Origin of the sequence: Mesorhizobium sp. LNJC394B00 (assembly GCF_000502555.1) — a bacterium.
GTDB lineage: Bacteria > Pseudomonadota > Alphaproteobacteria > Rhizobiales > Rhizobiaceae > Mesorhizobium.
Genome location: NZ_AYWH01000002.1, coordinates 1628587 through 1644476, shown reverse-complemented (window position 1 = coordinate 1644476; position 15890 = coordinate 1628587). Strand labels below are relative to the sequence as shown.

Genomic DNA, 15890 nt, shown 5'->3' with positions numbered 1-15890 from the left:
CTTTGCGCGTCCGGGCGACGCGGCACACCTGACCAGATTAAGGCGGCAGCCCCGGTGTTGTTCGTTTCGCAAGCAAAGCCTGCCGCACTATTGTGCACTGCAGCACAGATTGCCCGATTGCGGGCAAAATTCTGCGTGACAATTTCATCAGGGTTAGGCTAGTGTGCCCCGATAACCGAGAGGGTAGAGAAAAATCTGCTCTCCTACGCGGTCAAAGTCTTGGGAGGATGCGATCTAGGCGCGGTTACCCGCTGCCGCCGGAAACCGGAAAACAGATCGGAACGCGTTTAAATTGCAAGGCCTTGTGCCTTGCATTTTTTTTGCCGGATCATTTGGTTAGATCAACCTGTTCCCAAATCACGTGAGCTTGCGTCAGCCTGACACCAAGGCGTGATTCTAATGCGGGTGGGCCATGCCTGACCGCCGATTGCGCATCGCAAGCTGGTGAGACAAAACCTGAGTTTGGCGCTCCGAAACAGGCACAAACATCCCAGCCGATCTGCCGGCGTGAAAGTGTTTAGTTAGCCGGTGCCTGGCTGGCTTCGGGGATGATGTGCGGGACTTCGTCGAGGCTGTAGCCCAGCCCGTGCGTCAGGCTGTAGAAAACCCCCATGACGACAGCCGTGACGATGGTGGTGCGGATCACGGCGCGCAGCATATGCGGTCCGCGCGGCGCGCTCGCAACCGTGCCCAGCGTCACGTCCTGGTCTTCATCCTGCGTCTTGACGCTGAACGGCAGCACGATGAACAACATCAGCCACCAGGTGATGAAGAACAGCGCGGCAAATGAAATCCAGCTCATGCCTGTTCCAGTTCGACCAACGTGCCGAAGAAATCCTTGGGATGCAGGAACAGCACCGGCTTGCCGTGAGCGCCGGTTTTGGGATTGCCGTCGCCCAGCACGCGGGCGCCGCTCGCTGTGAGGTGATCGCGCGCGGCAAGGATGTCGTCGACCTCGTAGCAGACATGATGCATGCCGCCCGAGGGGTTCTTGTCCAGAAAGGCCGCGATCGGCGACCCCTCGCCCAGCGGCTCCAGGAGTTCGATCTTGGTGTTGCCGACATCGACGAACACCACCGTCACGCCATGCTCGGGCAAAGCCCGCGGCGCGGTGACCTTCGCGCCAAGCGTATCGCGATAGGCCGCGATCGCCGCGGCCAGGTCCGGCACGGCAAGCGCTACATGGTTCAGGCGTCCCAGCATGAAGTGCTCCACAAGTTAAGGGAGTAGGGAATGGGCAGTAGGCAGTAGTGATACATCTGCATTTTTCTCCACTGCCTACTGCCTACTGCCTATTCCCTCACCTCGTCACAAACACCGTCACCAGCGGCTTCTTGCCCCAGGCTTCGTTGGCGGCGCCGCGCACGGCGCGGCGCACCGCTTCCTGCACCAGGTCGAGGTCCTTGCGGCGCTGGCGAGGGATCGAGTCCACCGCGCCGACGGCCGCGTCGAGCATCAGATCTTCCATGTTGTCGCCGCGGGCATCGGCCTCGGCGACGCCGATGGCGACCAGGTCTGGATCGCCGGCGAGCTCATATTTGTCGTCGAGCACGACATTGACCGCGACATGGCCGGCGAAGGATAACTTGCGCCGGTCGCGTATGCCCATCGCCTGGTCGGTGCCGATCAGCCTGCCGTCCTTGTAGATGCGGCCGAACGGCACCTGGTCGATGATCGTGGCCGGACCCGGCGCCAGCCGCAGCATGTCGCCGTCGCGCACTTGCGCCACCTGGCCGATGCCGGAGGTCGACATCAGCGACCCCTGCGCCACCAGATGCGCGGCTTCGCCATGCACGGGAACGCCGATCTGCGGCCGCACCCACTCATACATCCTGCGCAATTCGCTGCGGCGGGGATGGCCGGAGACATGCACCAGCGCGTCGCCATCCTCGATGATCTTGATGCCGAGGTCGATTAGGCGGTTCTTGATCTCGAGGATCGCCTTCTCGTTGCCGGGAATGGTGCGTGAGGAAAACACCACCGTGTCGCCCGCCGTCAGCGACACCGATTTCATCTCGTCGCGCGAAAGTTTTGCCAGCGCCGCCAGAGACTCGCCCTGGCTGCCGGTGCAGATGATGACCAGGTTCTCGCGCGGGATGAAGCCGAAATCCTCTTCGGCGATGAACTCCGGCAGCCCGTCCATGTAGCCGAGTTCGCCGGCGACATCGATGACCCGCTTCAGCGAGCGGCCGAGCACCAGGCACTGGCGGCCGGCATCGCGCGCCGCCTTGGCGATGGAGACGATGCGTCCGACATTGGAGGAGAAGGTGGTGACGGCGACACGGCCGACAGCGCTCTGAATGACGCCCCTGAGGCCTTCGCCGACCGCCACTTCCGACGGCGATTCGCCTTCCCTGAGCGCATTGGTCGAATCGCAGACCAGCGCCAGCACACCCTTGTCGCCATAGGCGCGAAACCGCGCCTCGTCGGTTTTCGGACCGATCGTCGGTTCCGGATCGATCTTCCAGTCGCCGGTATGGATGACGGTGCCGGCCGGCGAGGTGATCGCCAGCGACATCGGCTCGGGGATCGAGTGCGCCACCGGAATGGCCTCGATCGAGAACGGGCCGACAGTGAATGTTTCGCCTGCCCGGTAGATCGTCACCGGAATTTTCTTCGGCGCGCCCTGCTCGCCCTGGCGCTTGGCGTCCAGCAGGCCGGCGCTGAACGGTGTCATCCACACCGGCGCCTTCAGCTTCGGCCAGATGTCGAGCAGCGCCCCGTAATGGTCTTCATGCGCATGGGTGATGATGATGCCGCGCAGGCCGGCGAGGTTCTCCTCGATGAAGCGGGTATCGGGCAGGATCAGGTCGACGCCCGGGTGCGCTGCGTCGGGAAAGGTCACGCCGACATCGACGACGATCCACTCGCGCGCGCTAGGCGGCCCATAGCCGTAAAGGGCGAAGTTCATGCCGATCTCGCCGACGCCGCCGAGCGGCACGAAGACGAGTTCGGCGTTTTGCGCTTTCGCCATCAAATTTCCCTTCCCGGCCCTTGCGACCAGCCCTAAATCTTTGCCGACGCGACGGCGCCGAAATGCACGTCGCCGGCGGCTACCGTCACGACCGACCCCTCATCATCGCGGATCACGAAACGGCAGTCCGCGTCAATGGTCTCGAAGGTACCGCGCACCACATTCCCGTCAATCCTGACAGCAACCTCGCCGCCAAGCCCCGCCGCGCGCGCCAGCCAGCGACGCCGGATGGCGTCGAGCCCGCGTCCGTCGTCCCACAGCCGGGCATTGTCGGTCCAGGCATCGGACAGCGCCAAGAACAGCGTTTCGGCGTCGCATGTCGCGCCCAGTGCCTGAAGCGATGTCGCCGGATACGGCAAATCCGGCGGATGCGCCACCACATTGACGCCGATGCCCACCGCCACCGCGAAACGGCCGCCATCGAGAATGGCCGATTCCAGCAGGATGCCGGCCAGCTTGGCGCCGGAGGCCAGCACATCGTTCGGCCATTTCAGNATCGAGAATGGCCGATTCCAGCAGGATGCCGGCCAGCTTGGCGCCGGAGGCCAGCACATCGTTCGGCCATTTCAGCTCGAAGCGGTTCTGCCCCTGGCTGGCGCCGTCGAGGCCGATGGCGATCCTGCCCTTCGGCACCACGGCGTCGAGCGCATCGGCCAGCGACAGGCCGGCGACGAAGCCCAGCGTCGCCGCCAGACGCAACTCACCGCCGGTGATGACCAGCAATGTCGCCGCCAGATTGCCCTCGGGCGATACCCAGGCCCTGCCGCGGCGGCCACGGCCGCTTTCCTGCTTCTTGGAAACGACCCACAATTTGCCGGGATCGCCTGCCCTTGCATGGTCCAGCGCCAGCGTGTTGGTGGAACCCACACTGTCATGCGCCTCGAGCCGGAACCCTTCCGTCTCAGAGGTTGGAGCCAGCCGAAATGCCATCCGGTCAGAAAAATGTCTTGGCGGCGGCTTCGGCGTAGGTCGCGATCGGACCGCCGATCAGCACATAGAACAGCACGAAAGCGCCGGAGACACCAAGCACGAGGCGCAGCTCAACCGCCATCGGCACGAAGCCGCCGGCCGGTTCGTCGAACCACATGATCTTGATGATGCGCAGATAGTAGAAAGCGCCCACCACAGAGGCCAGCACGCCGATGATCGCCAGCGCATAGAGGTTGGCGTTGATGGCGGCGAGGAACACGTACCATTTCCCCCAGAAACCGGCGAGCGGCGGGATGCCGGCCAGCGAGAACATCAGGATGGTCAGGATCGTCGCCATGATCGGGTTGGTCGACGACAGACCGGCGAGATCGCTGATCTGCTCGACATTGCCTTCCTTGCGCCGCATGGCGAGGATGAAGGCGAAGGTGCCGAGCGTCATGACCAGATAGATCAGCATGTAGATGGCGACGCCGCGCACGCCGGCCTGGCTGTTGGCGGCAAGGCCGACCAGCGCGTAGCCCATATGGCCGATCGAGGAGTACGCCATCAGCCGCTTGATGTTGGTCTGGCCGATGGCGGCAAAGGAGCCGAGCGCCATCGAGGCGATCGAGATGAAGACGATGATCTGCTGCCAGTCGGAAGCGATCGGCTTGAAGGCGCCCATGGTGACGCGCACGATCAGCGCCATCGCCGCCATTTTGGGGGCAGCCGCCAGGAAAGCGGTGACCGGCGTCGGTGCGCCCTCGTAGACATCGGGCGTCCACATATGGAACGGCACCGCCGAAATCTTGAAGGCGAGGCCGGCCAAAACGAAGACCAGGCCGACGACGAGGCCGAGCTGGCGCTCACCGCTGCCAAGCGCCGAGGCGATTTCCTGGAAGCCGACATTGCCGGTGTAGCCGTAAATGAGGCTGATGCCGTAAAGCAGCATGCCCGACGACAGCGCGCCCAGCACAAAATACTTCAAACCGGCCTCGGTCGAACGCAGATTGTCGCGGTTGATCGCGGCCAGCACGTAGATCGCCAGCGACTGCAGCTCGAGGCCGAGATAGAGCCCGATCATGCCGTTGGCCGAGATCATCAGCATCATACCGAGCGTGCAGAGCAGGATCAGCACCGGGTATTCGAACTTGTCGAAATGCTCCTGCCTGGCGAAGCGCATCGACATCACCAGCGTCACCGCCGAACCGATCAGCGACAGCACCTTCATGAAGCGGGAGAACGGATCCTGGATGAAGGCGTTGCCGTAGGCTGCGCCCTGTCCCGTGGGAAAGATCAGCCATAGGCCTGCGATCACCAGCACGGCGACGGCAAGGACAGTCACCAGAATGGCAGTGTTGGCGCGCGAATAGGCGCCCACCATCAACAGCGCCAGCGCGCCGATGGCGAGGATCAGCTCCGGCGTCGAGAGCGAAAGGCTGGAATAAAGGTCCGGCGTCATGGTTCGCAAAACCTCTGGTCAGTTCGCCGCCGCGGTCTGCGCGGCGCCGATGGATGCGGTGACATTGGTGACGAGCGCCTTGACCGACTGGGCCGTGGCATCGAAGACGGGAGCGGGATAGACGCCGAAGAAGATGACCAGCACGACCAGCGGGTAGATGATCGCCTTCTCGCGCGTCGACAGATCGAGCAGGCCCTTCAGGCTTTCCTTGGTCAGCGCGCCGAAGATCACCCGGCGGTAGAGCCAGAGCGCGTAGGCCGCCGACAGGATGACGCCGGTGGCGGCGAAGAAAGCCACCCAGGTGTTGACCCGGAACACGCCGAGCATGGTCAGGAACTCGCCGACGAAACCTGACGTGCCCGGCAAGCCGACATTGGCCATGGTGAAGATCAGGAACACCGTGGCGTATTTCGGCATGTTGTTGACCAAGCCGCCATAGGCGTCGATCTCGCGCGTGTGCATGCGGTCGTAAATGACGCCGACGCACAGGAACAGCGCGCCCGAGACGAGGCCGTGGCTCAGCATCTGGAAGATCGCGCCCTGCACGCCTTCCTGGTTCATGGCGAAGATGCCCATGGTGACGAAGCCCATATGGGCGACGGAGGAATAGGCTATCAGCTTCTTCATGTCCTCCTGCATCAGCGCCACCAGCGAGGTGTAGATGATGGCGACGACCGACAGCGTAAACACCAGCGGCGCGAACATTTCCGACGCCAGCGGGAACATCGGCAGGGAGAAGCGCAGGAAGCCGTACCCGCCCATTTTCAACAGTATGCCCGCCAGGATCACCGAGCCCGCCGTCGGCGCTTCGACGTGCGCATCGGGCAGCCAGGTATGCACCGGCCACATCGGCATCTTCACCGCGAAGGAGGCGAAGAAGGCTAGAAATAACCATGTCTGCATGTGGGCCGGGAAGTTGTGCGTCAGCAGCGTCGGGATGTCGGTGGTGCCCGCCTGGAAGAACATCGCCATGATGGCGAGCAGCATCAGCACCGAGCCGGCCAGCGTGTAGAGGAAGAACTTGAACGAGGCATAGACGCGGCGCTTGCCGCCCCAGACGCCGATGATGATGAACATCGGGATCAGGCCGGCTTCGAAGAAAACGTAGAACAGCACGATGTCGAGCGCGCAGAACACGCCGATCATCAGCGTTTCCAAGAGCAGGAAGGCAATCATGTAGGCCTTGACGCGCTTGTCGATCGCTTCCCACGACGCCAGGATGCAGAGCGGCATCAGGAACGTCGTCAGGATGACGAACAGCATCGAAATGCCGTCGACGCCCATATGGTAGGAGATGCCGGAATCCAGCCAGGCAAACTTCTCGACGAACTGGAAGCCGGCCTGCGAATTGTCGAAGCCGGTCCAGATGAACAGCGAGATGATGAAGGTGGCCGCCGTCGTCGTGAACGCGATGGCGCGGATGTTGCGACGCGCATTCGGGCTGTCATCCCTGATGAACAGGATCAGCAGCACACCTACGAGCGGCAGGAAGGTGACCAGCGAGAGGATTGGCCAGGCGGTCATCAGAGCATGATCCAGGTGACGAGTGCGGCCACGCCGATCAGCATGGCGAAGGCATAGTGATAGAGATAGCCGGTCTGCAGCTTGACGACGCGGTCGGTGACGTCGACGACGCGCGCCGAAATGCCGTCAGGACCGAGCCCGTCGATGATGGTGCCGTCGCCGGTCTTCCACAGGAACCGGCCCAGCGCCTTTGCCGGCCGCACGAACAGGACGTCGTAGAGCTCGTCAAAGTACCATTTGTTGAGCAGGAAGGCATACAGCAGCCGATGGTTGGCGGCGACGCTCCGGGGCAGTTCCGGCGAGCGGATGTAGAACTTCCAGGCGACGGCAAAGCCGATGATCATGGCGACGAACGGTGCCAGCTCGACCCACAGCGGCAATTCGTGGATATCGTGCAGGATGTGGTTGTCCGGCAGCGTGAACAGCGAGGCCTTCCAGAATTCGGCATAGGCTTCGCCGATGAAGGCACCATGGAAGATAACGCCGGCAAACAGCGCGCCCGCGGCCAGGATGAACAGCGGCACCAGCATCACCGGCGGCGATTCATGGACATGGTGCATGACGTCGTGGCTCGCCCGCGGCTCGCCATGGAAGGTCATGAAGATCAGCCGCCAGGAGTAGAAGGAGGTGAAGCAGGCGGCGATGACCAGCAGGACAAAAGCGAGGCCGGCGACCGAATTGTGGCCGGCAAAGGCAGCCTCGATGATGGCATCCTTGGAGAAGAAGCCGGCGGTGCCGATGACGGTCACCGGAATGCCGACGCCGGTCAGCGCCAGCGTGCCGATCACCATCATCCAGTAGGTCTTCGGAATGAGCTTCCGCAGGCCGCCCATCTTGCGCATGTCCTGCTCGTCGGAGACGGCATGGATGACCGAGCCGGAGCCCAGGAACAGCAGCGCCTTGAAGAAGGCGTGCGTGAACAGATGGAAGATCGCCGCGCCATAGGCGCCGGCGCCGAGCGCGACGAACATGTAGCCGAGCTGCGAACAGGTCGAATAGGCGATGACGCGCTTGATGTCGTTCTGGACCAGGCCGACGGTCGCCGCGAAGAAGGCGGTGAAGGCGCCGATGAAGGTCACCACGGTCAGCGCCGAATGCGACAGTTCGAACAGCGGCGACAGCCGCGCCAGCATGAACACGCCGGCCGTCACCATGGTGGCGGCATGGATCAGTGCCGAGACCGGGGTCGGGCCTTCCATCGCGTCCGGCAGCCAGGTGTGCAGCGGCACCTGCGCCGACTTGCCCATAGCGCCCATGAACAGCAGCAGGCAGACGATGGTCATGGCCGCCTGCTTGTCCAGCGCATAGCCGAGGAAGGTCAGCACGGCGGCGCCTTGTGGTGCGCCTTCAGCCGGAATGAACGTCGCGGCATTGGCGAAGATGGTGCCGAGATTGACCGAGCCGAACAAAACGAAGACGCCGAAAATGCCGAGCGCAAAGCCGAAATCGCCGACGCGGTTGACGACGAAGGCCTTGATCGCAGCGGCATTGGCCGACGGCTTCTTGTACCAGAAGCCGATCAGCAAATAGGAGGCGAGACCCACCCCTTCCCAGCCGAAGAACATCTGCACCAGATTGTCGGCCGTCACCAGCATCAGCATTGCGAAGGTGAACAGCGACAGATAGGCAAAGAAGCGGGGCCGGTTCGGATCGTGGTGCATGTAGCCGATCGAATAGATGTGGACCAGCGCCGACACCGTGTTGACCACCACCAGCATGACCACCGTCAGCGTATCGATCCTGAGCGCCCAGGACGCGTCGAGCCCGCCGGATTGGATCCAGCGCAGTACCGGCACGGTGAACACCTCGCCTTCGCCGAAGCCGACGGAGAAGAAGGCGACCCAGGACAGCACGGCCGAGATCACCAGGAAGCCCGAGGTGATGTATTCCGATGCCTTGGCGCCCAGCGAATTGCCGAACAGGCCGACGATCAGGAAGCCGAGCAGCGGAAGGAAGACGATCGCTTGATACATGTTAGCCCCGTCAACCCTTCATCTGGTTCACGTCTTCGACCGCGATCGAGCCGCGGTTGCGGAAGAAGACGACGAGAATGGCAAGACCGATGGCCGCTTCGGCGGCGGCGACCGTCAGCACGAACAGGGCAAACACCTGGCCGACGAGATCGCCCAATGCCGCCGAGAAGGCAACGAAATTGATGTTGACCGCCAAAAGGATCAGCTCGATCGACATCAGGATGACGATGATGTTCCTGCGGTTCAGGAAGATGCCGAACACGCCCAGCGTGAACAGGATCGCCGATACGGTCAGGTAATGTGCGATGCCGACGACCATCTCAGAGCCCCTCGCCCGACTTGACCTTGCGGATTTCCATGCCTGTCGCCGGCGTGCGGCCGACCTGGGCTGCGATCGACTGCCGCTTGACCCCTTGCTTGTGGCGCAGCGTCAGGACGATGGCGCCGATCATGGCGACCAGCAGGATGAGGCCCGAAATCTGGAAGTAGTAGAGGTAGTCCGTATAGAGGATGTCGCCGAGTGCTGCGGTGTTTGTCCGCGCGGCAAGATCCGGGATGGGTTTGGAGACCGTCGAGGCCAGTTGCGGCGCGAAAGTGTAGCCGCCGAGCACCACGATCAGCTCGGCCGCCAGGATCAGCCCGACCAGCGCGCCGATCGGCGCATATTGCAGGGCGCCTTCCTTCATCTCGGCGAAGTCGACATCGAGCATCATGACGACGAACAGGAACAGCACCATGACCGCGCCGACATAGACGACAAGCAGGATCATCGCCAGGAACTCGGCGCCGGTCAGCATGAACAGGCCGGCGGCGTTGAAGAAGGTCAGGATCAGGAACAGCACGGAATGCACGGGGTTGCGCGACGAAATGACCATGAAGGCCGACGCCACCGCGACAAAGGCGAAGAGGTAGAAAAAGGCCGCCTCTAGTCCACTCAGCATTGGGGATCCCCCGGGTTCCTGTCCAAACAGGACATCCGTCCTGTTTGATTTCTGCGACCGCCTCCGGTCGGCAAGTTGCGTTGTCCTTAGACGAGGCCCCTCGCCCCGTCCATGCGTCAAATGTCAGCGGTAGGGCGAGTCCAGCGAGATGTTGCGCGCCAGTTCGCGCTCCCAGCGGTCGCCATTCGCCAGCAGCCTGTCCTTGTCGTAGTAAAGCTCTTCGCGCGTCTCCGTCGCGAACTCGAAATTCGGCCCCTCGACGATGGCGTCGACCGGGCAGGCTTCCTGGCAGAAGCCGCAATAGATGCACTTCACCATGTCGATGTCGTAGCGCACGGTGCGGCGCGTGCCGTCATTGCGGCGCGGGCCGGCCTCGATGGTGATCGCCTGCGCCGGACAGATCGCTTCGCACAATTTGCAGGCGATGCAGCGTTCTTCGCCATTGGGGTAACGGCGCAAAGCATGCTCGCCCCGGAAGCGCGGGCTGGTCGGCCCTTTCTCGTGCGGATAGTTGATCGTCTCCTTCGGCGCGAAGAACTGGCGCATCGACAGGAAGAAGGCGCTGACGAAATCCTGCAGCAGCAGCGATTTTGCGGCCTGGCCAAAAGCGGACATCACGCAAACCCCGTGATTTTGAGGAAGGCCGCGGTGGCAACGACCATGAACAGGGAGATCGGCAGGAACACTTTCCAGCCAAGGCGCATCAGCTGGTCGTAGCGGTAGCGCGGCACGAAGGCCTTCACCATGGAGAACATGAAGAACATCAGGCAGATCTTGAGCACGAACCAGATCACGCCGGGCACCCAGGTGAAGGGGGCGAAGTCGAAGGGCGGCAGCCAGCCGCCGAGGAACAGGATGGTGGCCAGCGCGCACATCATCACCACGGCGACATATTCGCCGAGGAAGAACAACAGGAACGGCGTCGACGAATATTCGACCATATGGCCGGCGACCAATTCGGACTCGGCTTCCACCAGGTCGAAGGGCGGGCGGTTGGTCTCGGCCAGCGCCGAGATGAAGAAAATGACGAACATCGGGAACAGCGCCAGCCAGTGCCAGTCGAGGAAGCTGTTGGGCAGGCCAAGCTTGGTGCCCAGCCCATCCTGCTGCGACAGCACGATGTCCGACAGGTTGAGCGAGCCGACGCAGAGCAGCACGGTGACGATGACGAAGCCGATCGAGACTTCGTAGGACACCATCTGCGCCGCCGAGCGCAGCGCGCCGAGGAACGGGTATTTCGAATTGGACGCCCAGCCGCCCATGATCACGCCATAGACCTCGAGCGAGGAGATGGCGAAGACGTAGAGGATGCCGACATTGACGTTGGCGATCCCCCAGCCGGCATTGACGGGAATGACCGCCCAGGCCGAGATTGCCAGCACGGCCGACACCAGCGGCGCCAGCAGGAACACGCCCTTGTTGGCGCCGGACGGAATGACCGGTTCCTTGAAGACGAATTTTAGCAGATCGGCGAAAGCCTGCAGCGTGCCCCACGGGCCGACGACGTTCGGGCCGCGGCGCAATTGCACCGCCGCCCAGATCTTGCGGTCGGCGTAAAGCAGGTAGGCAACCCCGATCAGCAAAACGACGATCAGCACGACCGACTTTAAAAGGATGATCAGCGTCGGCAGCACGTAGAAGGAGAAGAAGGTGTCCATGTCTACTCTGCCGCCTGCCTGAAGCCGTTTTTCGCCAGCGCCGAGCATTCCGCCATGACGGCGGAGGCCCGCGCAATCGGGTTGGTCAGATAGAAATCCGTGACCGGCGAGGTGAAAGTGCCCTTGTTCAGCCGCCCGCCGAGCTTCGCCACCCTGGCGATGTCGTCGGGGTTGCCTGAGACAACATGGTCGATACGGGCGAGATGCGGATATTCGCCATAGAGTTTGGCGCGCAGTTGCTGCAGCGAATCGAAGGGTAGTTTCTTGCCCAGCACATCGGACAATGCCCTCAGGATCGCCCAGTCTTCGCGCGCATCGCCCGGCGCGAAGCCGGCGCGGTTGGTCTGCTGCACGCGTCCCTCGGTGTTGACATAGGTGCCGGACTTTTCGGTGTAGGCGGCTCCCGGCAGGATGACATTGGCGCGGTGCGCACCGGCGTCGCCATGCGTTCCGACATAGACGACGAAGGCGCCGCCGGTCTTGGACATGTCGATCTCGTCGGCGCCGAGCAGGAACAGAACCTCGCTCTCACCCAGCATGCCGGCAACGTTCTTGCCGCCCTTGCCAGGCACGAAGCCGACATCGAGACCGCCGACGCGCGCGGCTGCAGTGTGCAGCACGGCAAAGCCGTTCCAGTCGGCGCGGGCAGCGTTGACGGCCGTGGCGAGTTTCGCCGCCTGGCCGAGCACCGCCGCGCCGTCGGCACGCGACAGCGCGCCCTGGCCGACGATGATCAGCGGATGCGTCGCCTTCTTCAGCACCTGGAAGAACTTGCCGTTGCCGTCGGCGAGGTCTTTCAGCGACTCCGGGCCGGCGCCGAGCTGTTCGTAGTCGTAACGCGTGTCGCCGACCTCGCCGATGACGCCGACCGGCAGATTGCCGATCCGCCAGCGCTTGCGGATGCGGGCATTGAGCACCGAGGCCTCGAAGCGCGGATTGGCGCCGATGATCAGCACCGCGTCGGCCTGCTCGATGCCTTCGATGGTCGGGTTGAAGATGTAGCTGGCGCGGCCGAGCGCCGGATCGAGTGCGGCGCCGTCCTGGCGGCAATCGGTGTTCCTTGAGCCCAACGCAGCCATAAGCTGCTTCAGTGCGTAGATTTCCTCGACGGCGGCAAGATCGCCCGCAATCGCGCCGATTTTCTCGGGCGCAGCATTCGACATCGCATCCCTGATCGCAACGAACGCTTCGGCCCAGCTGGCCGGCGCCAACTTTCCGTCCTTGCGGACATAGGGGCGGTCGAGGCGCTGCGTGCGCAATCCGTCCCAGATGAAGCGGGTCTTGTCGGAAATCCACTCCTCGTTCACCGCTTCATTGACGCGCGGCAGGATGCGCATCACCTCGCGGCCACGGCTGTCGACGCGGATTGCCGAGCCGACGGCGTCCATGACGTCGATGGATTCGGTCTTGGTCAACTCCCACGGCCGCGCCTGGAAGGCGAACGGCTTCGAGGTCAGCGCGCCGACCGGGCAAAGGTCGATGACATTGCCCTGCAGCTCCGAGGTCATGGCGCTTTCGAGATAGGTGGTGATCTCGGCATCCTCGCCGCGGCCGATCAGGCCAAGCTCGGAAATGCCTGCAACTTCCGTGGTGAAGCGGACGCAGCGCGTGCAGTGGATGCAGCGGTTCATCACCGTCTTGACCAATGGGCCGATATATTTGTCTTCGACCGCGCGCTTGTTCTCCTGATAGCGCGAGGAATCGACGCCGAAGGCCATCGCCTGGTCCTGCAGGTCGCATTCGCCGCCCTGGTCGCAGATCGGGCAATCCAGCGGATGGTTGATCAAGAGGAATTCCATCACCCCTTCGCGGGCCTTCTTGACCATCGGCGTGTTGGTGAAGATTTCAGGCGCCTCGCCATTGGGTCCCGGACGGAGGTCGCGCACATTCATGGCGCAGGAGGCCTGCGGCTTCGGCGGCCCGCCCTTCACCTCGATCAGGCACATGCGGCAATTGCCGGCGATCGACAGCCGCTCATGGAAGCAGAAGCGCGGCACTTCCGCGCCGGCATCCTCGGCCGCCTGCAGCAGCGTGTAGTGGTCGGGTACAGTGATCTCTTTCCCGTCGACCTTGAGCTTTGCCATCAATTGCCCCTGGCGGTCTGCGCCGTCTCATATGCCTGAAACAGATCGCTCAGCCTGATGCCATTGATCATCATGCCGGCGACTTCAGCGTTTTCTATCTTCAAATTGCTCATATTCACATTGCTGAAAAACGCCGCGTTCGAGAGGTTCGCGTCGTCCACCACGGCCGCCGACAGGTCGACGTTGTGAAACTGCGTGTTCGACAAGTTCACATCGTCAAATCTGGAGTTGCTGACGATGGCATTGCGCACATCGAGAACATCGCTCCTGTCGTGGATCTCCATGCCTGCCACCCCTACTTCTTCGCCTTGGCAGCCAGCGTCAGCGCCGCGGCCTGTTGGGTCCACTCGTCGCGGCCGATACGGCCGGTGAGCGACAGGTAGTCCTCGACCCAGGCGATCTCTTCCGGTGCCCAGGCGGCGATCTGGGCAAAGGTCCAGATGCCAAGGCCGTTCAGTACTTTTTCCAGCTTCGGCCCAACGCCGGTGATCGCCTTGAGATCCGACGGCTTGGCCGGACGAGCCACGGCCTTGGGCTGTCTGAAATCCTCCGGCATCAATCCGATCGTCGCGCCTTCGGCGACGGCATCGGTCTTCTCCGGCTCGGCATCGACGGTGCGAGCGGCAATATCGGTCACATCCTGGGCAAAAGTCTGCGCCTCGGCGATCAGGGTTCTGGTCGCCGCGCGCGCCTTGGTGGCCGGCGCGGTCTCGGAGAACTCTTGGGTGCGCTGCTCGAAATCGTCGATGATCGGCTGGAAAATCCGCTGCGATGCCTCGGCAGCACCCGACAAGGCGCCGAGCCACACGCCAAATGCATGGTTGGCAAGGCCGAAGCCCAGCGCCGACATCGCGGCGGCACCCGCGACAGGATGCGCGAGAAGGTTGACGGCGCTGGCCATCTCCTTCGGCATCATCCTTGTCAAATCCTGGTTCATCTTCTCAAGCTGGTCCAAATTGGGCATCAAAGGGTTCGAATAGGGCGCCATAGACATCTCCTGGTCGTTTCTTCGTCAGCCCCGCCCCTATATTTCCGTCCGGGGCTTGCGCCCGATTTCAATCTACTCAGCAGCCACCATCACCGGTTCGGCCCGGTGCGCGTTGCGCGAAAACTCGTCGATGCGCCGCTCCACCTCGCCGCGGAAATGCCGCATCAGGCCCTGGATCGGCCATGCCGCGGCATCGCCCAGCGCGCAGATCGTATGACCCTCCACCTGTTTGGTGACGTCGAGCAGCATGTCGATCTCGCGCTTCTGCGCCTCGCCGCGCACCAGCCGCTCCATCACCCGCCACATCCAGCCGGTGCCTTCGCGGCACGGTGTGCACTGGCCGCAGCTCTCATGCTTGTAAAAATAGGACAGCCTGGCGATCGCCTTCACGATATCGGTCGACTTGTCCATGACGATGACAGCCGCCGTGCCGAGACCCGATTTCAGGTCGCGCAGCGCATCGAAATCCATCGGCGCATCGATGATCTGCTCGGCCGGCACCAGCGGCACCGAAGCGCCGCCCGGAATAACCGCCAGGAGATTGTCCCAGCCGCCGCGAATGCCGCCGCAATGGGTTTCGATCAGCTCGCGGAACGGGATCGACATCGCCTCTTCGACGGTGCACGGATTGTTGACATGGCCGGAGATGCAAAACAGCTTGGTGCCGACATTGTTGGGCCGGCCGAAGGACGAGAACCAGGCGGCGCCACGGCGCAAAATGGTCGGCGCGACCGCGATGGACTCGACATTGTTCACGGTTGTCGGACAACCGTACAAGCCGACATTGGCCGGGAATGGCGGCTTCAGCCGGGGCTGGCCCTTCTTGCCTTCGAGGCTTTCGAGCAGCGCTGTTTCCTCGCCGCATATATAGGCGCCGGCGCCGTGATGCATGTAGATGTCGAAATCGTATCCGGACGTGTTGTTCTTGCCGATCAGCCTGGCCTCGTAGGCCTCGTCGATGGCGCGCTGCAGCGCTTCGCGCTCGCGGATGAACTCGCCGCGCACATAGATGTAGGCGGCGACCGCGCCCATGGCGAAGCCGGCGATGAACGAGCCCTCGACCAGCGTGTGCGGATCGTTGCGCAGGATATCGCGGTCCTTGCACGTGCCGGGCTCGGATTCGTCGGCGTTGACAACGAGATAGCTCGGCCTTCCGTCGCTCTGCTTGGGCATGAACGACCATTTCAGCCCGGTCGGGAAACCGGCGCCGCCACGGCCGCGCAGGCCTGACGCCTTCATCTCGTTGACGATCCACTCGCGCCCCTTGGCGATGATGCCGGGCGTGTTGTCCCAGGCGCCGCGCGCCATCGCGCCGGCCAGTGACTTGTCGAAGAGCCCGTAGATGTTGTTGAAGATGCGGTCTTTGTCAGCCAGCAT

14 protein-coding genes and 1 pseudogene are annotated in these 15890 nt (G+C 63.0%); all 15 read right to left on the bottom strand.

Features of this window, described 5'->3' with window-relative positions:
• Positions 1 to 517: 517 nt before the first annotated feature.
• The 15 genes and pseudogenes from X751_RS151895 to nuoF all read right to left on the bottom strand — a co-directional run bounded on the left by X751_RS151895 (position 518) and on the right by nuoF (position 15890).
• Positions 518 to 802, bottom strand: coding sequence for a DUF1467 family protein (locus X751_RS151895; protein WP_023744674.1), 285 nt, complete (start codon positions 800 to 802; stop codon positions 518 to 520).
• Positions 799 to 1203 (bottom strand): methylmalonyl-CoA epimerase, encoded by a 405-nt coding sequence (gene mce / locus X751_RS151900; protein WP_023744673.1) that lies wholly within the window; start codon positions 1201 to 1203, stop codon positions 799 to 801. The genes X751_RS151895 and mce overlap by 4 nt, the downstream gene beginning before the upstream one ends.
• A gap of 97 nt (positions 1204 to 1300) precedes the next feature.
• A complete protein-coding gene (locus X751_RS151905; protein WP_023744672.1) occupies positions 1301 to 2974 on the bottom strand; it encodes a ribonuclease J in 1674 nt (557 codons plus the stop codon).
• Positions 2975 to 3006: 32 nt separating this feature from the next.
• Positions 3007 to 3904: pseudogene (locus tag X751_RS01000000163775) on the bottom strand (biotin--[acetyl-CoA-carboxylase] ligase).
• A gap of 4 nt (positions 3905 to 3908) precedes the next feature.
• Positions 3909 to 5345, bottom strand: coding sequence for an NADH-quinone oxidoreductase subunit NuoN (gene nuoN / locus X751_RS151910; protein WP_023706136.1), 1437 nt, complete (start codon positions 5343 to 5345; stop codon positions 3909 to 3911).
• 18 nt (positions 5346 to 5363) lie between these two features.
• Positions 5364 to 6869, bottom strand: a complete 1506-nt coding sequence (locus X751_RS151915; RefSeq protein ID WP_023670808.1) for an NADH-quinone oxidoreductase subunit M — start codon at positions 6867 to 6869, stop codon at positions 5364 to 5366.
• Positions 6869 to 8842, bottom strand: coding sequence for an NADH-quinone oxidoreductase subunit L (nuoL, locus tag X751_RS151920; RefSeq protein ID WP_023744671.1), 1974 nt, complete (start codon positions 8840 to 8842; stop codon positions 6869 to 6871). The genes X751_RS151915 and nuoL overlap by 1 nt, the downstream gene beginning before the upstream one ends.
• A 10-nt stretch (positions 8843 to 8852) precedes the next feature.
• On the bottom strand, positions 8853 to 9161 hold the full coding sequence (gene nuoK / locus X751_RS151925; protein WP_023670810.1) for an NADH-quinone oxidoreductase subunit NuoK: 309 nt from the start codon (positions 9159 to 9161) through the stop codon (positions 8853 to 8855).
• A 1-nt stretch (position 9162) separates the two neighbouring features.
• Positions 9163 to 9783 (bottom strand): NADH-quinone oxidoreductase subunit J, encoded by a 621-nt coding sequence (locus tag X751_RS151930; protein ID WP_023744670.1) that lies wholly within the window; start codon positions 9781 to 9783, stop codon positions 9163 to 9165.
• Positions 9784 to 9906: 123 nt separating this feature from the next.
• Positions 9907 to 10398: an NADH-quinone oxidoreductase subunit NuoI gene (gene nuoI / locus X751_RS151935; protein WP_023685203.1), complete on the bottom strand. Its 492-nt coding sequence runs from the start codon at positions 10396 to 10398 to the stop codon at positions 9907 to 9909.
• Positions 10398 to 11441, bottom strand: coding sequence for an NADH-quinone oxidoreductase subunit NuoH (nuoH, locus tag X751_RS151940; RefSeq protein WP_023685202.1), 1044 nt, complete (start codon positions 11439 to 11441; stop codon positions 10398 to 10400). The genes nuoI and nuoH overlap by 1 nt, the downstream gene beginning before the upstream one ends.
• A gap of 2 nt (positions 11442 to 11443) precedes the next feature.
• The gene (nuoG, locus tag X751_RS151945; protein WP_023744669.1) at positions 11444 to 13525 is read right to left on the bottom strand and encodes an NADH-quinone oxidoreductase subunit NuoG; all 2082 of its coding nucleotides are present in this window, start codon (positions 13523 to 13525) and stop codon (positions 11444 to 11446) included.
• Complete coding sequence (locus X751_RS151950) at positions 13525 to 13809, bottom strand: pentapeptide repeat-containing protein (protein WP_023712709.1); 285 nt, start codon at positions 13807 to 13809, stop codon at positions 13525 to 13527. Before X751_RS151950 ends, nuoG begins: the two co-directional genes overlap by 1 nt.
• 11 nt (positions 13810 to 13820) lie before the next feature.
• Positions 13821 to 14513 carry an NADH-ubiquinone dehydrogenase subunit gene (locus X751_RS151955; protein ID WP_023744668.1) on the bottom strand — a complete coding sequence of 231 codons (693 nt, stop codon included), beginning with the start codon at positions 14511 to 14513 and terminating at the stop codon, positions 13821 to 13823.
• Between the two features lie 72 nt (positions 14514 to 14585).
• Positions 14586 to 15890: an NADH-quinone oxidoreductase subunit NuoF gene (gene nuoF / locus X751_RS151960; protein WP_023670819.1), complete on the bottom strand. Its 1305-nt coding sequence runs from the start codon at positions 15888 to 15890 to the stop codon at positions 14586 to 14588.